Below are 23196 nucleotides of genomic sequence, written 5' to 3'. Positions count from 1 at the left end.
ATGTATGAAACAAAAAGTTTTAATTGTTGGAGCGGGTGAAGGTGGAAGTACACTGCTGAGTCTGTTACAAAATTCGAATATATTTCAAATTATAGGGATTATTGATAGTAATCCAATGGCGAAAGGACTACAAATTGCAAAGGAATATGGGATTCTGATTGGTGATAGTGTAACTCCGTTTCTTTCTATGCATATTGATGTAATGTTTGATATGACAGGTGATTATGATTTACATAAAGTTTTATTGGGAAGCAAGCATAAAGACACCCTTCTTATACCAGGGGATATTGCAAAAATTGTTACGAGACTAGCGCATGAGAAGGAAAGCTTAATTGGGAAGCTAGAAGAACAGACACAACAAGGGAATTTAATTTTAAATTCAACGCATGACGGTATGATTGTTATAGATCAAGAGGGACAAGTTCGTCTGTTTAATAAAAGTGCAGAGCGTATTATCGGATATAAGAAAGAAGAGGCGATAGGAAAATATATTTTAGAAGTTATTCCAACGAGTAAGTTGCTTCGTATTATACGCACGAAAAAAATAGAAGTGAATCATGAACTGACGTTAGAGAATGAAAATAAGATCATTACAACGCGTATCCCGATATTAAAAGAAGATGGAGAAGTTCAAGGCGCATTTGCGATTTTTAAAGACATTACAGAAGTTGTAGATTTAGCGGAAGAAGTTACAGATTTAAAAGAAATTCAAACGCTACTTGAGGCGATTATTAACTCATCTGAGGAAGCGATTTCGGTTGTTGATGAGAAAGGAAGAGGATTAGTTATAAACCCTGCTTATACGAAGTTAACGGGTTTAACCGAAGAGGATATTATAGGAAAGCCGGCTACAACTGATATTGTAGAAGGTGAAAGTATGCATATGAAAGTACTTCGGACGCGCCGAGCGGTACGAGGAATACATATGAAGATTGGGCAAAAGAAGCGGGATGTAATTGTAAATGTAGCACCAGTTATTGTTGATGGAATATTGAAAGGAAGCGTAGGGGTAATTCGCGATGTATCAGAAATTCAAAAGTTAACAAATGAATTGAATAGGGCAAGACAAATCATTCGAACGTTAGAAGCGAAATATTCATTTGATGATATTGTTGGCGATTCAGATGAAACGACGGCAGCTATTGAACAGGCAAAACTTGGAGCGAATACACCAGCCACAGTATTACTTAGAGGCGAATCTGGTACGGGGAAAGAGTTATTTGCGCACGCTATTCATAACAGTAGTAATCGAAAATACAATAAGTTTGTACGAGTAAACTGTGCTGCTATTTCTGAGACCTTATTAGAAAGTGAATTATTCGGTTATGAGGAAGGCGCGTTTTCTGGAGCGAAAAGAGGCGGGAAACGAGGATTCTTTGAAGAAGCGAATAATGGAAGTGTTTTTTTAGATGAAATCGGAGAGTTATCTGCAAATACGCAAGCGAAGCTCCTTCGTGTATTACAAGAAAAAGAAATTGTGAAAGTAGGGGGAACGAAAGCGATACCTATTAATGTTCGAGTGATTGCTGCGACGCATGTGAATTTAGAAAAAGCTATTTTAGAAGGGAAGTTCAGAGAGGACTTATATTATCGTTTAAATAAAATCCCGATTCAAATTCCTTCCCTTCGTCAGCGTAAAGGAGATATACCAGCGATTGCAGAAAGGTTAATTCAAAAAATTAATCAAGATTATGGTCGTAATGTAGAAGGACTCACCGATTCAGCCGTTTCGTATTTACAATCATATGAATGGACAGGAAATGTTAGGGAACTTGAAAATATTTTAGGACGAGCTATTATCTTTATGAATTATAACGAGATATATATTGATGTACATCATTTACCGCCTTTGCATAAAGAAGAACAAGTAGAGACGAAACAAAATAATTTATTACCTGAATTAGAAGAGAAGGCCCTTGAAAACCTGGTGACAGAATTTGAGGGGAATATTATCCGTGAATATTTAGAGAAATTTGATGGGAACAAAACGAAGACTGCAAAAGCGTTAGGAATTTCAGTTCGAAACTTATATTACAAGCTAGAAAAGTACGACTGTGCAAAAAATAGCATGCAATAAATTGCGTACCGTGCAATTTATTGCATGGTATACAAAAAGTGACAAAACGAGACAGAATATTTCGTTGTTTTCCAAAGTATTGATTTTACTGCGTTTTGAATGCGTTTTCATTATTGGTAGGACCACTTTCGAAAGTTGGCACGATATTTGCTTAATGAATAGACAAGGGACGACGGAAAGGGTTGATTACAAAATATGAAGTTAGAACACTTAATTGATCAAGCAGCAGGACAGCCTAAAAAAACTGTGGCTGTAGCAGTAGCTGAAGATCATGAAGTAATTGAAGCTGTAGCGAAAGCAATCCAATTACAGCTAGCTCAATTTCGTCTATATGGAAATCAAGAGAAAATAATAGGGATGCTACAAGAGCATGGGTTACAAACTTCAGAACATATTGAAGTGATTGCAGCAACGTCAAGTGCTGAGGCTGCAGAACTTTCTGTTAAAGCTGTAAAAAATGGCGAAGCAGATGTGCTAATGAAGGGGAACATCCCAACAGCAAATATTTTGAAAGCTGTATTAAATAAAGAGTGGGGACTTCGTAAGGGCAGCGTACTTTCACATGTTGCAGCGTTTGAAGTTCCAAATTACGATCGTCTTATTTTTGTTACAGACGCAGCGATGAACATTGCACCTGATGTAACACAAAAAGCTGCTATTATACAAAATACTGTAGAAGTTGCCCAGGCAATAGGAATTGATTTGCCAAAGGTAGCGCCAATTGCAGCGGTAGAGGTTGTTAATCCTGCGATGCAAGCGACAATTGATGCAGCGATGTTAACTCAAATGAATCGCCGCGGACAAATTAAAAATTGTGTCGTTGATGGACCACTTGCTTTAGATAATGCAGTATCACAAATTGCAGCAGAACATAAAGGCATAGTAAGTAATGTAGCAGGTAAGGCAGACATTTTACTCGTCCCAACGATTGAAGCTGGAAATGTGCTATATAAATCACTCGTTTATTTTGCAAATGCAAAGGTAGGAGCGATGATTGCTGGCGCTAAAGCACCGATTGTTTTAACATCACGTGCTGATTCAGCAGAAACAAAAGTATATTCATTAGCATTGGCAGTTGCGACTGCTTCAAAATAAACCAAATAGGGTAAAACAATTAGGGGGAAACGACAATGACATTAGAAATCTTCGAATACTTAGAAAAATATGATTATGAGCAAGTGGTATTTTGTCAAGATAAAGAATCTGGTTTAAAAGCAATCATTGCAATCCATGATACAACACTTGGACCAGCCCTTGGTGGAACAAGAATGTGGACATATGATTCTGAAGAAGCGGCGATTGAAGATGCATTGCGTCTTGCAAAAGGGATGACATACAAAAATGCAGCAGCTGGTTTAAACTTAGGTGGTGCAAAAACAGTAATTATCGGTGATCCACGTAAAGATAAAAGCGAAGCGATGTTCCGTGCATTAGGACGCTACATTCAAGGACTAAACGGACGATACATTACAGCTGAAGATGTTGGTACAACAGTAGATGATATGGATATTATCCATGAAGAAACTGATTTTGTAACAGGGATTTCACCATCATTCGGTTCTTCTGGTAACCCATCTCCAGTAACTGCATACGGTGTTTACCGTGGTATGAAAGCAGCTGCAAAAGAAGCATTTGGTACAGATAACCTAGAAGGAAGAGTAATTTCTATTCAAGGTGTTGGTAACGTAGCGTATCACCTATGCAAACATTTACACGCTGAAGGAGCAAAATTAATCGTTACAGATATTAATAAAGAAGCTGTACAACGTGCAGTAGAAGAATTCGGTGCAACAGCAGTTGAGCCAAATGAAATTTACGGTGTTGAATGTGATATTTACGCACCATGTGCATTAGGCGCAACAGTTAATGATGAAACTATTCCACAACTTAAAGCAAAAGTAATCGCAGGTTCTGCAAATAACCAATTAAAAGAAGATCGTCACGGTGACTTCATTCATGAAATGGGTATTGTATACGCACCAGACTATGTTATTAATGCAGGTGGCGTAATTAACGTAGCAGACGAATTATATGGATACAATAGAGAACGTGCATTAAAACGTGTTGAGTCTATTTATGACACAATTGCAAAAGTAATCGAAATTTCAAAACGCGATGGCATAGCAACTTATGTAGCGGCAGATCGTCTAGCTGAAGAGCGCATTGCAAGCTTGAAGAACACTCGTAGCACATACTTACGCAACGGTCACGACATTATTAGCCGTCGCTAATCATTCATATACAACTTTTACGAAAGGTGTGGTTACCTCTTATGAGGTTTCCACTTCCTTTTAAATTTATTAGTGGAGGTAGCAACATTGTCCTTAAATCGAATTCTTGTTATTAATCCGGGTAGTACATCCACAAAAATTGGTGTTTTTGATAATGAAAGACCCGTTTTAGAAGAAACAATTCGTCATGATGAAGAACAAATCGGAAAATATAAGCGAATTATCGATCAATACGAGTTTCGAAAAGAAACAATTTTAGAAGTTCTACATTCCCACGGTATTAACATTTCAAAATTGAACGCTGTTTGTGGGCGTGGTGGATTACTTCGTCCAATCGAAGGTGGCACGTACACAGTAAACGATGCAATGTTAGAAGATTTAAAAAACGGATTTAGCGGTCATCACGCTTCAAATCTCGGAGGCATTCTAGCTTATGAAATCGCTTCTGGATTAAATATTCCTGCATTCATTGTGGATCCTGTCGTTGTAGATGAAATGGAACCGATTGCTCGTATTAGCGGTATTGCTGGTATGGAACGTAAAAGTATTTTCCACGCATTAAACCAAAAAGCGGTTGCTCGTAAAGTAGCAGATGAATTAAATCACAAATATGAGGATTTAAATTTATTAGTTACACATATGGGCGGTGGTATTACAGTTGGTGCTCATAAAAAAGGAAAAGTTATCGATGTTAATAATGGCTTAAACGGAGAAGGACCATTTAGTCCAGAGCGTGCTGGTACAGTACCAGTAGGACAATTAGTTGAAATGTGTTTCTCTGGTGAGTATTACCGAGACGAAATGGTTAAAAAACTTGTCGGACAAGGTGGACTTGTAAGTCTTATCGGTACAAACGATGCAATTAAAGTAGAACAGATGGTTGAAAAAGGTGATCCTGAAGCAACTCTTATTTATAAAGCAATGGCATATCAAGTTGCAAAAGAGATTGGCGGAGCTAGTGCTGTACTTCACGGGAAAATCGATGCAATCGTATTAACTGGTGGACTTGCGTACAGTAAAATTCTTGTCGATGAAATAAAAGAACGTGTTCACTGGATTGCAGATGTTATCGTACATCCAGGAGAAGATGAATTACAAGCGTTAGCAGAAGGAGCACTTCGTGTATTACGTGAAGAAGAAGCGCCGAAAGAGTATGTTGTACGAGAAAAACAAACAGTAGCTAGGGGTTGAGATAATGGCAAGAGAATATGATTTAGTCATCGTTGGCGGGGGTACTGGTGGATACGTTGCTGCTATTCGTGCATCACAACTAGGGTTAAAAACTGCACTTGTTGAAAAAGAAAATCTTGGTGGTACTTGTTTACACAAAGGGTGTATTCCTAGTAAAGCTCTTTTACGTAGTGCGGAAGTATACGCAACTGCTAAAAAAGGAGAAGAGTTCGGAGTTATTGCAAGTAATGTAGAACTAAACTTTGCTAAAGTACAAGAGCGTAAAGAGAAGATTGTAACGCAGCTTCATAAAGGCGTTCAGCATTTAATGAAACAAGGTAAAATTGATGTGTTTGAAGGTATTGGCCGTATTCTTGGCCCATCTATTTTCTCTCCAATGCCAGGTACAATCTCAGTTGAACTTGCAAGTGGAGAAGAGAATGAAATGTTAATTCCAAAAAATGTACTTGTTGCAACAGGCTCTCGTCCAAATTCATTACCAGGATTAGAGTTAGACGGAGAGTATGTAATGTCTTCGGATCATGCCCTAAAAATGGAAACGCTTCCTAGTTCGATCATTATCGTTGGTGGCGGTGTAATCGGTATTGAGTGGGCATCTATGCTTGCCGACTTCGGTGTAGAAGTTACAGTATTAGAGTATGCGAAAAACATATTACCACTAGAGGATAATGACGTTTCAAAAGAAATGCAGCGTTTATTCAAGAAAAAAGGTATTAAAGTGGTAACTGGTGCAAAAGTATTACCAGAAACATTGGTAAAAGATAATGGAGTAACAATTCAAGCTGAACATAACGGTGAGAATAAAGCATTTAAAGCAGAAAAAATGCTTGTATCTGTAGGAAGACAAGCGAATACGCAAAATATGGGCTTAGAGAACACAGATATTGTTGTGGAAAAAGGATACATTCAAACAAATGAGTTTTATCAAACGAAGGAATCTCATATTTACGCAATTGGAGATGTAATCGGTGGCCTGCAACTTGCTCACGTTGCTTCGCATGAAGGAATTGTTGCTGTAGAACATATTGCTGGTAAAGAAGTTACACCAATTGATTATTCTATGGTATCGAAATGCGTATATAGCAGTCCAGAAGTTGCTTCTGTCGGTTTGACAGAACGAGAAGCAAAAGAAAAAGGCTATAAGTTAAAAGTAGGTAAATTCTCATTCCGTGCAATCGGAAAGGCACTTGTATACGGAGAATCAGATGGATTTGTAAAACTTGTAGTTGATGAAGAAACAAATGACATTCTTGGTGTTCATATGATTGGACCACATGTAACAGATATGATTTCTGAAGCTGGTCTTGCAAGAGTACTTGATGCAACACCTTGGGAAGTAGCACATACAATTCATCCGCATCCATCATTATCTGAGGCGATTGGTGAAGCAGCACTAGCTGTAGATGGAAAAGCGTTACACGCATAAAAATGTGGATTTAGGAGGTTATGAAAAATGGCAGAAGTAAAAGAAAAGCGCCATGAAGAGCTTGGCTTAAGTGATGAGCAAGTATTAGAAATGTTCCGTACGATGTTACTTGCACGTAAAATTGACGAACGTATGTGGTTATTAAACCGTGCAGGTAAAATTCCATTCGTAATTTCTTGTCAAGGACAAGAGGCTGCACAAGTTGGAGCGGCGTTCGCTCTTGATAGAGAGAAAGATTATGCATTACCATACTACCGTGATATGGGTGTTGTACTAGCGTTTGGTATGACAGCTAAAGAGCTTATGTTGTCTGCTTTCGCGAAAGCTGGAGATCCAAACTCTGGTGGTCGTCAAATGCCTGGTCACTTCGGTCAAAAGAAAAACCGTATTGTGACAGGATCATCTCCAGTAACAACACAAGTACCACATGCAGTTGGTATTGCACTAGCTGGAAAAATGGAGAAGAAAGATTTAGTAACGTTTGTTACATTCGGAGAAGGTTCTTCAAACCAAGGTGACTTCCATGAAGGTGCAAACTTTGCTGGTGTACACAAACTACCTGTTATTTTTATGTGTGAAAATAACAAATATGCAATCTCTATTCCGGTTGAAAAACAATTAGCATGTAAAAACGTATCAGATCGTGCAATTGGTTACGGTATGCCTGGATATACAATAGACGGAAACGATCCACTTGCAGTATACAAAGCTGTAAAAGAAGCAGCAGACCGCGGCCGTCGTGGTGAAGGCCCGACTTTAATTGAAACAGTATCATATCGTTTAACAGCACATTCTAGTGACGACGATGATCGTGTTTATCGTGATAAAGAAGAAGTAGAAGAAGCAAAGAAAAAAGATTCAATTATAACATTTGCAGCTTATTTAAAAGAAGCTGGCGTGTTAACTGAGGAATTTGAAAAACAAATGTTAGATGAAATTATGCATATCGTAAATGAAGCAACAGAATATGCAGAAAATGCTCCGTATGCAGCACCTGAAGATGCATTGAAGCACGTATACGCAGAATAGGGGGGAACGTTTCATGGCTGTAATGTCTTATATTGATGCTATTACATTAGCAATGCGCGAAGAAATGGAACGCGATGAGAAAGTATTCGTTTTAGGAGAAGATGTTGGTAAAAAAGGTGGCGTGTTTAAAGCGACACACGGTTTATATGATCAATTTGGTGAAGATCGTGCGCTTGATGCACCGCTTGCAGAATCTGCAATCGCTGGGGTAGCAATTGGTGCGGCAATGTATGGTATGCGTCCAATCGCTGAAATGCAGTTTGCTGATTTCATCATGCCAGCAGTAAACCAAATTGTTTCTGAGGCAGCAAAAATTCGTTATCGTTCTAACAACGATTGGACTTGTCCAGTTACAATTCGTGCGCCATTTGGTGGCGGTGTTCACGGTGCATTGTATCATTCACAATCTGTAGAAGCGATGTTTGCAAACCAACCAGGTTTAAAAATTGTTATCCCTTCTACACCATATGATGCAAAAGGCTTATTAAAAGCAGCAATCCGTGATGAAGATCCAGTATTATTCTTCGAACATAAACGTGCATATCGCTTAATTAAAGGTGAAGTGCCAGAAGATGACTATGTATTACCAATCGGAAAAGCAGATGTAAAACGTGAAGGTGATGATATTACTGTTATCACGTACGGATTATGTGTTCACTTTGCTCTTCAAGCAGCTGAGAAATTAGCGCAAGATGGTATCTCTGCACACATTCTTGATTTACGTACTGTGTATCCATTAGATAAAGAAGCAATCATTGAAGCTGCTTCAAAAACTGGTAAAGTTCTTCTTGTAACAGAAGACAATAAAGAAGGAAGTATTATGAGTGAAGTGGCAGCTATTATCGCTGAAAATTGCCTGTTTGATTTAGATGCACCAATTGCCCGTCTTGCAGGTCCAGACGTTCCAGCAATGCCATATGCACCAACAATGGAAAAATTCTTTATGGTAAATCCAGATAAAGTTGAAAAAGCAATGCGTGAACTTGCGGAATTTTAATCGGGGGGACTATACATGGCTGTAGAAAATATTACAATGCCTCAGCTCGGAGAGAGCGTTACAGAGGGTACAATTAGCAAATGGCTCGTTAATGTTGGCGATCACGTAAATAAATATGATCCGCTTGCAGAAGTAATGACTGATAAAGTAAATGCAGAAGTACCATCTTCTTTCACTGGTATTGTGAAAGAGTTAATCGCTGGTGAAGGTGATACGTTAGCTGTAGGTGAGGTTGTTTGTGTCATTCAAGTAGAAGGCGCAGATGAAGTAGCTGCAACAGCTGTAGAGGAAAAAACGAAAGAAGAACCAAAGGCAGAAGCAACTACGCCTGAGAAAGCACCGAAAGCGAAACAACCAACTGATGGAAAACCACGTTTTTCACCAGCTGTGTTAAAACTTGCGAGTGAGCATAATGTTGATTTAGATCTAGTAGAAGGTACAGGATCAAATGGTCGTATTACTCGTAAAGATATTTTAAAGCTAGTGGAATCTGGAAATATTCCGCAAGCAGGTGCGAAGAAAGAGGAAGTTGTTGCAGTAGCAGAGCGTCCAGAAGCACCAAAATCAGCGGCAGTAGCACCGGTAGCGCAAAAAGTAGAAGCTGCAAAACCAGTTTCTGTGCCGACAATGCCTGGAGATATCGAGATTCCGGTAACAGGTGTACGTAAAGCAATTGCAGCAAATATGTTACGCAGTAAACACGAGGCACCTCATGCTTGGATGATGATTGAAGTAGATGTGACAAACCTTGTGTCATACCGTAACTCAATTAAAGGCGATTTCAAAAAGCGTGAAGGCTTTAACTTAACGTTCTTTGCTTTCTTCGTAAAAGCAGTAGCACAAGCGTTAAAAGAATATCCTCAAATTAACTCAATGTGGGCTGGCGATAAAATCGTTCAGAAGAAAGACATTAATCTTTCTATCGCTGTTGCAACAGAGGAAGAACTATTTGTACCAGTAATTAAGCAAGCGGACGAAAAAACAATTAAAGGTATCGCTCGCGAAATTACAGAACTTGCAGGAAAAGTACGCACGAAATCATTAAAAGCTGATGAAATGCAAGGCGGAACATTTACAATTAATAACACAGGATCATTCGGTTCTGTTCAATCTATGGGTATTATTAATTACCCACAAGCGGCTATTTTACAAGTTGAATCAATTGTAAAACGCCCAGTAATTATGGATAATGGTATGTTCGGTGCTCGTGACATGGTTAACTTATGTTTATCACTTGATCACCGTGTACTTGATGGTTTAATTTGTGGTAAATTCTTAGGACGTGTAAAAGAAATTTTAGAAAACGTGTCAGAGAACAATACATCTGTATATTAATAAAAAGCTCGCATTTGCGAGCTTTTTATCATTTCATTTCTTCATTTGTATCCTACTATATGTACAAACCTTTCCCAGTAATCTTACAATGAATGATCATGTATTAGGAATTTGCGAAAATACATTGCTGATATATGGTATATAGATATAAAATAAGAAAAGAATAATTTTTTTGGCAAATCTTACTGACGAAACTGTAGTATAATATATTGTATTGTATGAAAAAGAGAGTTATTCTATATAAGTGTTTTATAGATAATGTGTAATCAGTCGTCAAAACATAAAGAGTATTGACTCCTGGTTTTTTTATTTTGCCGTAACAATGTTTCAGGAGGATGTCATGAAAAGAAGTACCGATTTTCTAAAAAGTTTAGATGTAAAACTAATTTTAATTTTGTTTGCATTTTGTGTTACGAGTATAGCCGCAATATATAGCAGTCAGCAAACCGGACAGTATGGAGATGCAAACTTTGCTTTGAAACAAGGTGTTAACTACGTAATTGGGGTTGTATTGTTACTTCTTGTTGCAAGCATTGACTTAGACCAATGGCAAAAGTTGTCTTGGCCACTTTATATCGCTGGGTTTGGTTCACTTATTCTTTTGAAAATACTGCCGGTTTCCAGTTTCACACCTGAAAAATTAGGTGCAAAAAGATGGTTTGTTTTTCCAGTAGCTGGACAAATTCAGCCATCGGAGTTTTTCAAAATTTCATTGCTTCTCATAATAGCCACTTTAGCAGTGAAACATAATGCTCAATATATGGCGCGGACATTCCAGACTGATTTGAAATTAGTCGGAAAGATAATGTTAGTATCTCTTCCACCTATGGCCGTTGTATATAGCCAACCAGATACAGGTATGGTGTTCTTATATGCAGCAGCTATCGCATGTATTTTATTTATGTCAGGAATTCAAAAGAAATTAATTGCGTTATGTACAGTCATTCCGGTGACAATATTGTCTACATTAATATTTATATTTTTAAAATACCCAGACTTCTTTTTTAATAAACTGGTTACTTTACTAAAACCTCACCAACAATCACGTATTTTAGGTTGGTTAGATCCATTTGATAATGTAGATCAAGGCTATCAAACACAGCAATCGATTTTAGCTGTAGGTAGTGGAGGTATGGAAGGGAAAGGATTCGGTGAAGGGAACGTCTATATTCCAGAGAAACACACTGACTTTATTTTCGCTACAATTGCCGAAGAAGGTGGATTTATAGTAGCAGCGCTAGTTGTGTTCTTGTTCCTATTACTACTATATCGAACAATTATTATCGGTTATTCTGCTGATAATTTATTTGGTACATTATTATGTGCTGGATCAATAGGAATACTAACGGTTCAAATATTCCAAAATATTGGTATGATCGTTGGATTAATGCCTGTAAAAGGTATCGCATTACCTTTCTTATCATATGGGGGAAGTTCCTTATTCTCGAATATGATTATGATGGGGCTCATATTATCGGTACGGAAAACGTATAAAAAATATATGTTTTCAGTTAAGTAAAAAAAGCTGGTTCGTTTAAAAACGAATCAGCTTTTTTTACATATATGCCCTTAAACGTTGCAAACTAAGACAGAATTGTAGTTTGCGACGTTTAAGGAGTGCAAAGTTATGGATATTTTTGAAGGAGCACGGCATCTTTCTAATGGCGAATGGGTTATCCGAGCGATTATAGCTTATATATTTTTAATTCTTGTTGCGAAAGCGATGGGGCAAAGGTCTATTGCGCAACTAAGATTTTTAGACGTCGTATTAGTGCTATTGTTAGGGGGAAACATTTCTAATGCACTATCTGATGAAAAAGTTGGGTTACTTGGTTCCATGATTACAACCTTTATACTAGTTGTACTTCATATTGTAAGCTCAGTTTTAATGTTGAAATGGGATAGGTGGAGACGTTTTTTAGAGCCTGCACCTATTATTCTTATACATAATGGTTCCATTGATTTTAGTAATTTAAAAAAAGCAAGAATTACGGTGGAATATTTATTTTCGGAGCTTCGTTTGCAAAATGTGAGCGATATTGCCACAATTAAATTGGCATTGTGGGAAGCAAGCGGTGTTGTTTCTGTATTTCAGTATCCAGAATATGAAACAGTTTCTCGTCTTGATCTTAAAGTGGCGGGGAGAAAATCTCCAGTTGCTTTTATTTTAGTGAAGGATGGTAGAATTCAGCAAGATGTTCTCGCTTTATTAGGAAAAACGGAAGAGTGGGCGAAAGAATTTTTAGAGAAGGGTACGGAAATCGAATCCATTATGTTAGCTACGGTAGATGAAGCATATAAAATAAATATTTTGTTAAAAAAATGAAAAACATACGCATTTTGTCGTTTCATACATATGATACAATAGTGTCGACAACAAAAAGGGAGGTGTTTCCATGGGATATGTAGAGGAATTAAGAAAAGTAGTTGGTCATCGCCCTTTAATCTTAGTTGGTGCTGTTGTACTCGTTATAAATGAAAGTGGATATGTATTATTACAGCAAAGAACAGAGCCGTACGGAAAATGGGGGCTGCCTGGCGGGCTAATGGAGCTTGGTGAATCACCAGAAGAAACAGCTTACCGTGAAGTATATGAAGAGACAGGAATAGAAGTAAAGAACCTCCGATTAATCAATGTATTTTCTGGAGCGAACTATTTTACAAAATTAACAAACGGTGATGAGTTTCAATCCGTAACGACAGCCTATTATACCGATCAATATGAAGGGAATTTTGTTATGAATAAAGAAGAAGCGGTTCAGCTTAAATTCTTCCCGGTAACAGAGCTACCTGATTATATTGTAGGATCGCATAAAAAAATGATTGTGGAATATATGAAAATTATGGAAAAATAAGATATAATAGTAGTGAAAGAAATACAAAAACACTGATCTGGTTGGTAGTCCAGACGCATGATTTCATGTCAGTAACCTTCCCCTCCGGGATGTCCAGTATTTCTAATTTTTTAGGGGGGGCTGTCAATGGAGTTGACAGTATATTATGATGGTCAATTTTTTGCAGGAATTATTACGCACAAAGAAAAAGGAAAGTTGTATGGAGCAAGGTATATTTTTGGAACGGAACCATCAGATGAAGAAGTATTTATATTTGTAAATGGTCCAATGTTAGCGCATTTCCAGCACTTTGCAAGATGTGGTGTGGAATTTAAAGAAAAGCAGCGTCCGAAAAATATAAAGCGTATCATACGGCAAGCCGCAAAAGAAGTAAATATAAAACGTTGTACAAAGGCGCAAGAGGCAATTAGTTTATCCTATGAGTTGCATAAACAAGAAAAGAAAGTGCAATCCAAAGTGAAGCGAGAGGCAGAAAAGAAGCGAAAACGTTTTATAAAAGTACAAAAGGCAAAGCAAAAACATCGAGGTCATTAAGAAAAGGTGTTAGAGCAAGAGCTCTAACACCTTTTCTATGCTGAAATACAAGTAAACTTACTTGTATTCTCTAAACATTAACTGGTAAGATACAAATAGGTAGAATTAGAGGAGGGAAAAGATTGATTAACTTTAACTTTTTTATGAATGATGTTGTCCGTCAAGCGCGTGAAGAGATTGTCTCTGCGGGATATACAGAATTGACGACACCAGAAGCAGTCGAAGAAGCATTTAAAAGAAATGGTACAACACTTGTAATGGTAAACTCTGTATGTGGTTGTGCAGGTGGCATTGCTCGTCCTGCTGCTGCACATTCCGTACATTATGATAAACGCCCTAACCACCTTGTAACGGTATTTGCGGGTCAAGATAAAGAAGCAACAGCAAGAGCTCGTGAATATTTTGAAGGATATCCACCTTCATCTCCATCATTTGCTTTATTGAAAGATGGAAAAATTGTAACGATGGTAGAACGTCATGAAATTGAAGGTCATGAACCAATGCAAGTAATTGCAAAACTACAATCTTATTTCGAAGATAATTGCGAAGAACTATAGGGAAGAGAAAAGACGGTACGTCCACGATCAAGTGGGTGTACCGTCTTTTTTATTTAGTTTTTAACATAATTAAACATGAATGATGTTATTATTTTATGCATGTTTTTATGCATCTAAAATGACTTTAATATTGTTTTTTGTATTTATTTTTATTTTGAATGTTGCATAAAAATGAAAGTGTTGATACAATACAAACATCGAATAAATATTCTATTTAACTTTTAAATATACATTATTAGGGGGAAGAAAGATGAAGAAGTTATTATCAATATCATTTGCACTTATTTTAATTGTAAGTATGTTCAGTGCTTGTAGTAATGGGGAAGAAAAGGCGAAGAGTGAGAATAAAAAAGTACTTGTTATGGGGACTTCAGCAGACTATAAACCGTATGAATACGTGGAAGCATCAAAAAGTGATGAAATTATCGGTTTTGATGTTGATATTGCAAAATATATCGGAAAAGAACTTGGGTATGAAGTAAAAGTGAAAGATATGGATTTTGGAGGATTATTAGCATCTCTTAGCTCAGGAAAAGTTGATTTCGTTATGGCAGGTATGACGCCAACTGCAGAACGTAAAAATAATGCTGATTTCACAGATATTTATTTTGTTGCTAAAAATATGATTGTTTCAAAAAAAGGCTCTAATATTAAATCATTAGAAGATTTAAAAGGAAAAAAAGTAGGGGTACAAACAGGATCAATCCAAGAAGAAAAAGCAGAAGAATTTAAAAAACAAGTCGATTTCAAAGCTGAGGGACGTGACCGTATACCAGAAATCGTACAAGAAATTAAAGCTGGTCGTTTTGACGCTGCAATTATAGAAGACACAGTTGCAAAAAATTATTTAGAAAAAATGAAAGAACTACAAGGAATTGAAATTCAAGAAGCACCAGAAGAAGTAGGTGCAGCAATTGCTCTTCCGAAAAACAGTGATAAAACAGAAGAATTTAATAAAGTAATTAAGAAAATGCAAGAAAATGGAGAAATGGATAAATTAGTGAAGAAATGGTTTGGCAGCGGAAAATAAGCTGCCTTTCACTTTTCTGTGAGGGGAATGAAAAGGATGAATCTAGATTTTTCGGCAATTACGCCTTCAATACCATATATATTAAAGGGCTTAGAAGTTACATTGAAAATTGTAGCTGCATCAGCTGTGGTAGGATTTATTTTAGGAACGTTATTAGCACTTTGCAAAATTGCTAGAATACGAGTATTAAATATTGCAGCAGATATTTATACGTCAATATTTCGTGGCACACCGCTAGTATTGCAATTAATGATTATTTATTTCGGTGTTCCGCAAATGATGGATTATGAGATACCAGCCTTTTTAGCAGCTGTACTTGCATTTAGCTTAAACTCAGGTGCATATATGTCAGAAGTGATTCGTGCCGGCATTCAAGCAGTCGATAAAGGACAAACAGAAGCAGCAATGGCTTTAGGTATTCCGTACAGTAAAATGATGAGAAATATTATTTTTCCTCAAGCTTTAAAAAATATATTACCAGCGCTTGTGAATGAGTTTGCGACACTTACGAAAGAGTCGGCTGTAGTAACTGTAATAGGAGCGACTGATTTAATGCGCCGTGCTTATATTGTAGGCGGTGAAACATTTAAATATCTTGAGCCATTACTGTTTGTTGGACTTATTTATTATATATTAGTAATTATTCTTACATTAGTCGGGAAGGCAATTGAAGGGAGAATGAAGAAAAGTGATTAAAATTGACAACCTTCATAAATCATTTGGAAAAAATGAAGTATTAAAAGGAATTACAACAACGATTGAAAAAGGAGAAGTTGTTGCAATTATCGGACCGTCTGGATCTGGAAAGTCAACGTTTTTACGCTGTATGAATGTACTAGAAGCACCGACAGCTGGTCACATTTGGATTGGAACGGAAGAAGTAACGAATCCGAAAACAAATATTATGCATGTTCGTGAAAATGTCGGAATGGTATTTCAACATTTTCACTTATTCCCTCATATGACTGTATTAGAAAATATTACGTATGCTCCTATCAATGTAAAAGGAGTAACGAAGCAAGAAGCTGAAAAAAAAGCTGAGAAACTTCTAGAAAAAGTGGGGTTATTAGATAAGAAAGATGCATATCCAAATCGCCTTTCAGGTGGACAAAAGCAACGTGTAGCAATTGCAAGAGCATTAGCGATGGAACCGGAAGTTATGTTATTTGATGAACCGACCTCTGCGCTAGATCCAGAAATGGTGAAAGAAGTGTTAGAAGTTATGAAATCATTAGTTACGACAGGAATGACGATGGCAATCGTTACACATGAAATGGGATTTGCAAAAGAAGTAGCAGACCGCGTTCTCTTTCTAGATGGTGGAAAGCTCGTAGAAGATAGTAATCCGGAAGAGTTTTTTACAGCACCAAAAAGTGACCGTGCAAAAGAATTTTTGCAAAAAATATTGTAATATGTAAAGGTTAAGTGAACAATAGATAGAAAAGGATGACATTGCGTCATCCTTTTTTTATAATATTTTTAAAGACATTTATACATATAGGAGTAATGATATGTTTAAAATTGGATATAGAACAGTGAAAACAGCGCTTGGAACGGGTGCGGCAGTTTTTATTGCTCAGTTATTAGGATTAGAATTTTATAGTTCAGCTGGTATTTTAGTCATTTTATGCGTGCAAAATACGAAACGGAAATCCGTTCAAGTATCGTTGCACCGTTTTTTAGCTTGTGTATTATCGATGGTATTTGCGTTTTGTATTTTTGAAACGATTGGTTATACACCACTTGCGATTAGCGTATTGCTGCTTACCTTTATTCCGACTGCAGTTATGTGCAAAATTCAAGAAGGGATTGTCACGAGTTCGGTTATCGTTATGCATCTGTATTCATTAAAGCAAATTACATGGTCTATAGTTGGTAATGAAATTGCTATATTAACGATTGGAATTAGTGTCGCTTTATTAGTAAACATGTACATGCCAAGCAGTGAGAATAAACTGAAAGAGTATCAAGGGAAAATAGAAGACCATTTCAGAACGATTTTGTTTGAAATGGTCGTTTATTTACGAAATCGAGATAGTAATTGGAGTGGGGCCGAATTAATTGAAACAGAAATGATGCTGAAAGAAGCAAAAGATTTATCATTTAAAAAACTTGAGAATGAATTTATGCGTGAAGATGACTATTATTATCGGTATTTTGATATGCGTATGCAGCAATTTGAAATTTTGGAGCGAATGATACCATTAGCTGCATCACTATCTTGGACGTATGAACAAGCTGATATGATTGCAGACGTAATTGAAAATATAGGGAATTCTATTCGTCCTGAAAGTACAGGGGTCATTTCGTTAAGACAACTTCAAGAAATGCGAGAAGTATTTAGAGAAATGCCTTTACCAGTCTCGCGAGAAGAATTTGAAATACGTGCAAAACTCGTTCAACTTGTTTATGAAATGGAGCAATATTTACTCATTAAAAGTCGTTTTAAGGGAAAGGATAATATAAAAGAACTTATTTAGAAGGTAGGAATTATGTATGCCGTATCTTCTTTCTTTATTATTATGTCTTTCTTTATCACCAATCTGGCCTCTTGGTGATAACCCACGTGCTGGAGATCCTTTTATAATTGTAAATAAAGCAACGAATAAACTAGCTTACATTGATGATGGGAAGATCCAAAAGGTTTTTCCAGTAGCGACAGGGAAAACAAATGAATTAACCCCAGAAGGAACCTTTGACATTGTATTGAAGGCGAAGGATCCATATTATATTGCGAAGGATATTCCTGGGGGCTCTCCAAAAAATCCACTTGGATCGAGATGGATGGGATTTAATGCAAGAGGAACGGATGGAAGTAAGTATGGGATACACGGGACAAACCAGCCTAGTTCAATTGGAAAATATATTTCGCAAGGATGTATAAGAATGAAGAAATATGATGTGGAATATTTGTTTGATCGTATTCCACTTGGAACGAAAGTATCGATTGTGAAATCGAAAAAAACATTTCAGCAATTGGCGAAGGAAAAAGGGGCCATAGTATTTGGAAAAGTCAACGAAACGGTTGGCTTTTCTCTTTTCTATAAGTTGTCTTGACATGTGTACATAACCATGCGTTAATGAGAATATATAAAGATAATTGAGTAAAGGGGTTGCTCATATGTATTTAAATCCAAAAATTTCTTACATGCAGTTTTGTGTTGGTTTTCTATTTGTTATTACATTCATATTGGCAACTTTTAATATATGTTCTTACGTTGTAGCGATTGTATTTATGGCATTACTCAATCTTACTTTTGTTATTGGGGCATTTCAGCAGAAACAATATACAAGTTTTGTAATAGCACTTGTAATGGCCTTTTCCTTTAGTATTGTAGCAATTGTTATATATATAAAATAAAATGTTCATTATAAGATAGACTATCTCGATTTCGAGATGGTCTATTTTGTATGTGTAAGCAGTAAAAAAAGGACGAGTGAATCGTCCTTTTTACCAAAACATACTTGCGCCAGTAAGTAATGTTGTTACAAGCATAGAAATTAGCATTATATAAACCATAATTTTTTGAGCTTTTTTATGCATCGTTAAACCTCCTTGCAAATCAGTACAATTTCATTGTAACGAGAAATGAAATTGTGGACAAGGGGAGAGAAATGACAAATTTCGAGAAGTGTGTGTAAAGTATAACAGGAAATTTGCGTGCACGTGGAGAATATATTAGAAGATGGAGTGCAATTTTTTTGTTATGCAAGCTGAAGAATGGAGATACGATGATGAAAATATACGAAACAGATCGCTTACATTTAAGGGAAATTGATGAGTCGTATGCGGAAAAAGTTCTTCAATATTACGACAGAAATCGTGAGTTTTTAAAAGCATGGGAAGAGTATAGGCCAGATGATTTTTTCACGTTAGATTATCAAAAAAAAAGGTTACAAAAGGATAGAAGAGAGTTCGCGGAAGGTAAGATTATCAGGCTATGGATTTTTAAAAAGGGTGATGATACGAAAATTATTGGGTGTATTTCATTTAACCTAATCGTTCGCGGAATTTATCAGTCTTGTGTACTTGGTTATAAATTAGATAAGGAAGAGTTAAATAAAGGTTATACAACAGAAGCACTTAGAAAAGCAATTCAAGTTACCTTTGGAGAATTTCATTTACATCGTATAGAAGCACCGATTATGCCACGAAACTTAGCATCTATACAAGTAGTGACAAAGATAGGGTTTCAATATGAAGGTGTATCTCGCAAAATGTTGATGGTAAATGGAGTTTGGGAAGATCATATGCGTTGGGTGTTATTAAACGAGTAATAGAAAGCAGATGGATATCTAGATGTGTTAACCATCTGTTTTTTGTCTTGTATTTCGAAACTTTTGCGAAATTCTGTTATAATTAATGTTGTTACATACATAATGGTAGTGCAGGAGGCGCAGTCTTATGATTAATCAAGAACGTTTAGTAAATGAATTTATGGAGTTAGTACAAGTAGATTCTGAAACAAAATTTGAAGCAGAAATTTGCAAAGTGTTAACAGAGAAATTTACTGCTTTAGGTGTAGAAGTATTTGAAGATGACACAATGGCTGAAACTGGTCATGGTGCAGGTAACTTAATTTGTACTTTACCAGCAACAAAAGACGGTGTTGATACAATTTATTTCACTTCTCATATGGATACAGTAGTTCCTGGTAATGGAATTAAGCCTTCTATTAAAGATGGATATATCGTATCAGATGGTACTACAATTTTAGGAGCCGATGACAAAGCTGGATTAGCATCTATGTTTGAAGCGATTCGTGTCTTAAAAGAGAAAAACATTCCGCATGGTAAAATTGAATTTATTATTACAGTTGGAGAAGAATCTGGTCTTATTGGTGCAAAAGCGTTAGACCGTGAGCGTATTACAGCAAAATATGGTTATGCATTAGATAGTGATGGAAAAGTTGGTGAAATTGTAGTTGCAGCGCCAACACAAGCGAAAGTGAATGCGATTATTCGTGGGAAAACAGCTCATGCTGGCGTAGCACCAGAAAAGGGTGTATCTGCAATTACTATCGCAGCAAAAGCAATCGCAAAGATGCCACTTGGTCGTATCGATTCTGAAACAACTGCAAATATTGGACGTTTTGAAGGTGGTACACAAACAAATATCGTTTGCGATCATGTTCAAATCTTTGCAGAAGCTCGTTCTTTAATAAATGAGAAAATGGAAGCACAAGTTGCAAAAATGAAAGAAGCATTTGAAACAACTGCAAAAGAAATGGGTGGTCATGCAGACGTTGAAGTAAACGTTATGTATCCAGGATTTAAGTTTGCTGCTGGCGATCACGTTGTAGAAGTTGCGAAACGTGCAGCTGAAAACATCGGTCGTACGCCTTCTCTTCACCAAAGTGGTGGTGGAAGTGATGCGAACGTAATCGCAGGACATGGTATCCCAACAGTTAACTTAGCAGTTGGTTATGAAGAAATTCATACAACAAATGAAAAAATTCCTGTTGAAGAATTAGCGAAAACAGCAGAATTAGTTGTAGCTATTATCGAAGAAGTAGCGAAGTAAGTAATAAAGTCAAAAAGACGTGTGAACCAATTATGGTTTACACGTCTTTTTTTATTTTGATTCAATGGCTTTCACAAGGCGGATAAGCCAATATAGGAAAATCCATGGCAGTATATAGGTTGTTACGATACTTATTAAACGTGGAAGGAGCCCTGCTACGTTTATATCAAAAATAGGAAGTAATAAATAATTAATTAAGATGATTAATATAATAATGAGAAAGGTATAGTTAAGTTTACTATTTGATTTCATAATAAGTCACTCCTTTTACAATAATATCCATCTTTCGTATTAAGTATAGCAAAAATAAGGATAAAAAGAATAAGTAATTATTATATTGTACATGAATTTGATATAATAAAAGAACGAACGTTCTTTGAAGGGGGTGAGTATTATGCGAGAAATGTATCCGAAAAATGGACGTGTTATTTTACATGTAGATATGAATTGTTTTTTCGCATCTGTTGAAATTGCTCACGACCCATCATTACAAGGAAAGCCATTAGCGATTGCGGGGAATGAAAAAGAGAGAAAAGGGATTATCATAACATGTAGTTATGAGGCGAGAGAATATGGAATACGTACGACGATGCCTCTATGGGAAGCGAAGCGATTATGCCCACAATTAGTTGTGAAGCACCCTAATTTTACATTATATCGAGAAGCTTCATTTCAAATGTTTCAAATTCTTTCCCGTTTTACAGAAAAAATACAACCGTTTTCTATAGATGAAGGGTATTTAGATATTACAGATTGCTATGCGCTCGGTTCGCCTCTTGAAATAGCGAAGATGATTCAACAAGCGTTAGTAACAGAGTTACAGCTTCCATGTAGCATTGGGATTGCCCCAAACCTTTTCCTAGCAAAGACTGCTTCAGATATGAAAAAACCTCTTGGTATTACAGTACTTCGAAAACGTGATATCCCAGAAATTATTTGGCCACGATCAGTTGCAGAGATGCATGGAATCGGAGAGAAAACAGCTGAAAAACTAAAAGACATTCATATACATACAATTGAACAGTTAGCAAAAGGAGACGAACATATCATTCGCGCTAAAATTGGAAAGCACGGTGTTGATTTACAAAGGCGTGCAAAAGGTATGGATGACAGGGAAGTTGATCCGAATCAAATGGGGCAACATAAAAGCGTTGGAAATTCGATGACTTTCTCAAAGGATATGGACGAAGAAAAAGAATTACTTGATATGTTAGAAAGATTATCGAAATCTGTAAGCAAAAGGCTACAAAAACGAACTCTCGTTAGTTATAACATTCAAATTATGATTAAATACCATGATCGTCGCACAGTAACACGGAGTAAACAATTGAAAAATGCAATATGGGAAGAACGGGTTATTTTCCAAGCAGCATCACGTTTATGGAAGCAACACTGGGATGGTGATTCTGTTCGTCTGTTAGGTGTTACAGCTACTGAATTAGAGTGGAAGACAGAATCGGTGAAACAGTTAGATTTGTTTTCGTTTGAAGAAGATGCGAAAGAAGAGCCGTTACTTGCTGTTATTGATCAGATTAATGAAAAGTATGGAACACCTCTTTTACAGCGAGGTAGTCAATTATTACGTAAGCAAGAAAAGTCGTTTCAGCAAAAATTAGAAAATAAGTTTATGTAAAAGGTGTCATGAGGTAGTAAACATCATGACACCTTTAATTATTAACTTGCCTCTAAATCTAAAGACGTCTTCCACCCAGCGGCAGTAACGCCGGATTCTAAAAGCATTCTACTTACTATTTTTTCAATTAAGACAGCTGCATTTGTATTGCAATGTAATGTAGCTTGTATACATACTTTTTGGTTAGAATCAACGTCTTCACTGTACAATTCTTTTAAACCGATACCTTCTGAACTTACCATGTGCATGAGAAGAAAACGAATATGTGCTTCATTCTCTTCTGAACAAGTAAGAGAAAGTAAATAGTTTGTTTGCTCGGGTAAATCTTCTTTTGATTTATTATTCATAAATAGAGCGATCGGGCGTAGTAGTATATTTGCTAGTAAGACGCCGGCTGCACCTAACATAGCTGCAACGAGGAAGCCAGCACCTGTAAGAGTACCGACAGCAGCTGCACACCATAAAGTTGCTGCTGTATTTAACCCTCTAATACTAAAACCGTCACGAATAATAACACCGCCTCCTAAAAAGCCAATACCACTAACAACTTGAGCGGCGATGCGTGATGGACTAGCATCATGATCAAGCATGACGGATAATAAAACAAATATACAGGCGCCAAGTGATACGAGAGCATTTGTCCGTAGCCCAGCCATTCGATGTCTCCATTGTCTTTCCATTCCGATGCAAGCTCCTACAATAATTGCTATAAATAACCTTAATACGATGTCATACCATATCATCATGGTCACCTCCATACATATAAGTACATGTTAT

At 36.7% G+C, this 23196-nt stretch carries 25 protein-coding genes; 22 read left to right on the top strand and 3 right to left on the bottom strand.

Going from position 1 to position 23196, the window contains the following annotated elements; genetic code table 11:
* The first annotated feature begins 4 nt into the window (after positions 1-4).
* The 19 genes from MR071_RS01830 to MR071_RS01740 all read left to right on the top strand — a co-directional run bounded on the left by MR071_RS01830 (position 5) and on the right by MR071_RS01740 (position 18623).
* The gene (locus MR071_RS01830) at positions 5-2077 is read left to right on the top strand and encodes a sigma-54 interaction domain-containing protein (protein ID WP_242234714.1); all 2073 of its coding nucleotides are present in this window, start codon (positions 5-7) and stop codon (positions 2075-2077) included.
* Positions 2078-2272: 195 nt separating this feature from the next.
* Positions 2273-3172: a phosphate butyryltransferase gene (gene yqiS, locus MR071_RS01825; RefSeq protein ID WP_242234712.1), complete on the top strand. Its 900-nt coding sequence runs from the start codon at positions 2273-2275 to the stop codon at positions 3170-3172.
* 35 nt (positions 3173-3207) lie between these two features.
* Positions 3208-4308: a Leu/Phe/Val dehydrogenase gene (locus MR071_RS01820; RefSeq protein WP_242234710.1), complete on the top strand. Its 1101-nt coding sequence runs from the start codon at positions 3208-3210 to the stop codon at positions 4306-4308.
* An 87-nt stretch (positions 4309-4395) separates the two neighbouring features.
* Positions 4396-5499 carry a butyrate kinase gene (gene buk, locus MR071_RS01815; protein ID WP_070144809.1) on the top strand — a complete coding sequence of 368 codons (1104 nt, stop codon included), beginning with the start codon at positions 4396-4398 and terminating at the stop codon, positions 5497-5499.
* 4 nt (positions 5500-5503) lie between these two features.
* On the top strand, positions 5504-6925 hold the full coding sequence (lpdA, locus tag MR071_RS01810) for a dihydrolipoyl dehydrogenase (RefSeq protein WP_105584562.1): 1422 nt from the start codon (positions 5504-5506) through the stop codon (positions 6923-6925).
* 27 nt (positions 6926-6952) lie between these two features.
* Positions 6953-7954, top strand: coding sequence for a 3-methyl-2-oxobutanoate dehydrogenase subunit alpha (gene bfmBAA, locus MR071_RS01805; protein ID WP_000852549.1), 1002 nt, complete (start codon positions 6953-6955; stop codon positions 7952-7954).
* A 13-nt stretch (positions 7955-7967) separates the two neighbouring features.
* Positions 7968-8951 (top strand): 3-methyl-2-oxobutanoate dehydrogenase subunit beta, encoded by a 984-nt coding sequence (gene bfmBAB, locus MR071_RS01800; RefSeq protein ID WP_000290071.1) that lies wholly within the window; start codon positions 7968-7970, stop codon positions 8949-8951.
* Positions 8952-8966: 15 nt separating this feature from the next.
* Complete coding sequence (locus tag MR071_RS01795; protein ID WP_105584563.1) at positions 8967-10286, top strand: dihydrolipoamide acetyltransferase family protein; 1320 nt, start codon at positions 8967-8969, stop codon at positions 10284-10286.
* A gap of 340 nt (positions 10287-10626) precedes the next feature.
* Positions 10627-11805, top strand: coding sequence for an FtsW/RodA/SpoVE family cell cycle protein (locus MR071_RS01790; RefSeq protein WP_105584565.1), 1179 nt, complete (start codon positions 10627-10629; stop codon positions 11803-11805).
* Between the two features lie 108 nt (positions 11806-11913).
* Positions 11914-12612, top strand: a complete 699-nt coding sequence (locus tag MR071_RS01785; RefSeq protein ID WP_105584566.1) for a DUF421 domain-containing protein — start codon at positions 11914-11916, stop codon at positions 12610-12612.
* A gap of 70 nt (positions 12613-12682) precedes the next feature.
* Positions 12683-13141 carry an NUDIX hydrolase gene (locus MR071_RS01780; RefSeq protein ID WP_105584567.1) on the top strand — a complete coding sequence of 153 codons (459 nt, stop codon included), beginning with the start codon at positions 12683-12685 and terminating at the stop codon, positions 13139-13141.
* Between the two features lie 126 nt (positions 13142-13267).
* A complete protein-coding gene (locus tag MR071_RS01775; protein ID WP_105584568.1) occupies positions 13268-13675 on the top strand; it encodes a YjdF family protein in 408 nt (135 codons plus the stop codon).
* A gap of 143 nt (positions 13676-13818) precedes the next feature.
* Entirely contained in the window at positions 13819-14232 is a 414-nt protein-coding gene (locus MR071_RS01770; protein ID WP_002015097.1) for a BrxA/BrxB family bacilliredoxin, read from the top strand.
* A gap of 250 nt (positions 14233-14482) precedes the next feature.
* Positions 14483-15262 carry a transporter substrate-binding domain-containing protein gene (locus MR071_RS01765; RefSeq protein ID WP_105584569.1) on the top strand — a complete coding sequence of 260 codons (780 nt, stop codon included), beginning with the start codon at positions 14483-14485 and terminating at the stop codon, positions 15260-15262.
* A gap of 36 nt (positions 15263-15298) precedes the next feature.
* Entirely contained in the window at positions 15299-15958 is a 660-nt protein-coding gene (locus tag MR071_RS01760) for an amino acid ABC transporter permease (protein WP_105584570.1), read from the top strand.
* The gene (locus tag MR071_RS01755) at positions 15951-16673 is read left to right on the top strand and encodes an amino acid ABC transporter ATP-binding protein (protein ID WP_002160561.1); all 723 of its coding nucleotides are present in this window, start codon (positions 15951-15953) and stop codon (positions 16671-16673) included. Before MR071_RS01760 ends, MR071_RS01755 begins: the two co-directional genes overlap by 8 nt.
* A 100-nt stretch (positions 16674-16773) precedes the next feature.
* Entirely contained in the window at positions 16774-17742 is a 969-nt protein-coding gene (locus tag MR071_RS01750) for an aromatic acid exporter family protein (protein ID WP_002111713.1), read from the top strand.
* A 16-nt stretch (positions 17743-17758) separates the two neighbouring features.
* Entirely contained in the window at positions 17759-18319 is a 561-nt protein-coding gene (locus MR071_RS01745) for a L,D-transpeptidase (RefSeq protein ID WP_105584571.1), read from the top strand.
* Positions 18320-18383: 64 nt separating this feature from the next.
* The gene (locus MR071_RS01740) at positions 18384-18623 is read left to right on the top strand and encodes a DUF3894 domain-containing protein (protein ID WP_002088543.1); all 240 of its coding nucleotides are present in this window, start codon (positions 18384-18386) and stop codon (positions 18621-18623) included.
* 90 nt (positions 18624-18713) lie between these two features.
* Here the strand turns inward: MR071_RS01740 and prli42 are convergent, their stop codons facing one another.
* On the bottom strand, positions 18714-18806 hold the full coding sequence (gene prli42 / locus MR071_RS01735; protein WP_000549036.1) for a stressosome-associated protein Prli42: 93 nt from the start codon (positions 18804-18806) through the stop codon (positions 18714-18716).
* Between the two features lie 188 nt (positions 18807-18994).
* Here prli42 and MR071_RS01730 point away from each other — a divergent pair, with 188 nt between their 5' ends.
* Together MR071_RS01730 and MR071_RS01725 are read left to right on the top strand one after the other, a co-directional pair.
* Positions 18995-19540: a GNAT family N-acetyltransferase gene (locus tag MR071_RS01730; protein WP_142395768.1), complete on the top strand. Its 546-nt coding sequence runs from the start codon at positions 18995-18997 to the stop codon at positions 19538-19540.
* 127 nt (positions 19541-19667) lie between these two features.
* Entirely contained in the window at positions 19668-20786 is a 1119-nt protein-coding gene (locus MR071_RS01725; RefSeq protein ID WP_105584573.1) for a tripeptidase T, read from the top strand.
* Between the two features lie 51 nt (positions 20787-20837).
* On the opposite strand, the gene MR071_RS01720 is transcribed toward MR071_RS01725, so the two are convergent.
* Positions 20838-21038, bottom strand: coding sequence for a hypothetical protein (locus MR071_RS01720; RefSeq protein ID WP_242234708.1), 201 nt, complete (start codon positions 21036-21038; stop codon positions 20838-20840).
* 142 nt (positions 21039-21180) lie between these two features.
* Here MR071_RS01720 and MR071_RS01715 point away from each other — a divergent pair, with 142 nt between their 5' ends.
* Positions 21181-22419 carry a DNA polymerase IV gene (locus MR071_RS01715; protein WP_105584575.1) on the top strand — a complete coding sequence of 413 codons (1239 nt, stop codon included), beginning with the start codon at positions 21181-21183 and terminating at the stop codon, positions 22417-22419.
* A 41-nt stretch (positions 22420-22460) separates the two neighbouring features.
* Here MR071_RS01715 and MR071_RS01710 read toward each other — a convergent pair whose 3' ends face one another.
* Complete coding sequence (locus MR071_RS01710; RefSeq protein WP_142395754.1) at positions 22461-23162, bottom strand: MgtC/SapB family protein; 702 nt, start codon at positions 23160-23162, stop codon at positions 22461-22463.
* Between the last annotated feature and the right edge of the window lie 34 nt (positions 23163-23196).

It is taken from the genome of Bacillus cereus group sp. BfR-BA-01316 (assembly GCF_022664195.1).
Taxonomy (GTDB): domain Bacteria; phylum Bacillota; class Bacilli; order Bacillales; family Bacillaceae_G; genus Bacillus_A.
The sequence above is the reverse complement of the archived record's forward strand: the minus strand, read 5'-3'. Positions and strand labels throughout refer to the sequence as shown.

What these genes read in the sequence shown, in the direction of transcription:
- MR071_RS01830 (WP_242234714.1), top strand. Translation starts at nt 5, where the DNA reads ATGAAACAAAAAGTTTTAATTGTTGGAGCGGGTGAAGGTGGAAGTACA.
- yqiS (WP_242234712.1), top strand. Translation starts at nt 2,273, where the DNA reads ATGAAGTTAGAACACTTAATTGATCAAGCAGCAGGACAGCCTAAAAAA.
- MR071_RS01820 (WP_242234710.1), top strand. Translation starts at nt 3,208, where the DNA reads ATGACATTAGAAATCTTCGAATACTTAGAAAAATATGATTATGAGCAA.
- lpdA (WP_105584562.1), top strand. Translation starts at nt 5,504, where the DNA reads ATGGCAAGAGAATATGATTTAGTCATCGTTGGCGGGGGTACTGGTGGA.
- bfmBAA (WP_000852549.1), top strand. Translation starts at nt 6,953, where the DNA reads ATGGCAGAAGTAAAAGAAAAGCGCCATGAAGAGCTTGGCTTAAGTGAT.
- bfmBAB (WP_000290071.1), top strand. Translation starts at nt 7,968, where the DNA reads ATGGCTGTAATGTCTTATATTGATGCTATTACATTAGCAATGCGCGAA.
- MR071_RS01795 (WP_105584563.1), top strand. Translation starts at nt 8,967, where the DNA reads ATGGCTGTAGAAAATATTACAATGCCTCAGCTCGGAGAGAGCGTTACA.
- MR071_RS01790 (WP_105584565.1), top strand. Translation starts at nt 10,627, where the DNA reads ATGAAAAGAAGTACCGATTTTCTAAAAAGTTTAGATGTAAAACTAATT.
- MR071_RS01785 (WP_105584566.1), top strand. Translation starts at nt 11,914, where the DNA reads ATGGATATTTTTGAAGGAGCACGGCATCTTTCTAATGGCGAATGGGTT.
- MR071_RS01780 (WP_105584567.1), top strand. Translation starts at nt 12,683, where the DNA reads ATGGGATATGTAGAGGAATTAAGAAAAGTAGTTGGTCATCGCCCTTTA.
- MR071_RS01775 (WP_105584568.1), top strand. Translation starts at nt 13,268, where the DNA reads ATGGAGTTGACAGTATATTATGATGGTCAATTTTTTGCAGGAATTATT.
- MR071_RS01770 (WP_002015097.1), top strand. Translation starts at nt 13,819, where the DNA reads ATGAATGATGTTGTCCGTCAAGCGCGTGAAGAGATTGTCTCTGCGGGA.
- MR071_RS01765 (WP_105584569.1), top strand. Translation starts at nt 14,483, where the DNA reads ATGAAGAAGTTATTATCAATATCATTTGCACTTATTTTAATTGTAAGT.
- MR071_RS01760 (WP_105584570.1), top strand. Translation starts at nt 15,299, where the DNA reads ATGAATCTAGATTTTTCGGCAATTACGCCTTCAATACCATATATATTA.
- MR071_RS01750 (WP_002111713.1), top strand. Translation starts at nt 16,774, where the DNA reads ATGTTTAAAATTGGATATAGAACAGTGAAAACAGCGCTTGGAACGGGT.
- MR071_RS01745 (WP_105584571.1), top strand. Translation starts at nt 17,759, where the DNA reads ATGCCGTATCTTCTTTCTTTATTATTATGTCTTTCTTTATCACCAATC.
- MR071_RS01740 (WP_002088543.1), top strand. Translation starts at nt 18,384, where the DNA reads ATGTATTTAAATCCAAAAATTTCTTACATGCAGTTTTGTGTTGGTTTT.
- prli42 (WP_000549036.1), bottom strand. Translation starts at nt 18,806, where the DNA reads ATGCATAAAAAAGCTCAAAAAATTATGGTTTATATAATGCTAATTTCT.
- MR071_RS01730 (WP_142395768.1), top strand. Translation starts at nt 18,995, where the DNA reads ATGATGAAAATATACGAAACAGATCGCTTACATTTAAGGGAAATTGAT.
- MR071_RS01725 (WP_105584573.1), top strand. Translation starts at nt 19,668, where the DNA reads ATGATTAATCAAGAACGTTTAGTAAATGAATTTATGGAGTTAGTACAA.
- MR071_RS01720 (WP_242234708.1), bottom strand. Translation starts at nt 21,038, where the DNA reads ATGAAATCAAATAGTAAACTTAACTATACCTTTCTCATTATTATATTA.
- MR071_RS01715 (WP_105584575.1), top strand. Translation starts at nt 21,181, where the DNA reads ATGCGAGAAATGTATCCGAAAAATGGACGTGTTATTTTACATGTAGAT.
- MR071_RS01710 (WP_142395754.1), bottom strand. Translation starts at nt 23,162, where the DNA reads ATGATATGGTATGACATCGTATTAAGGTTATTTATAGCAATTATTGTA.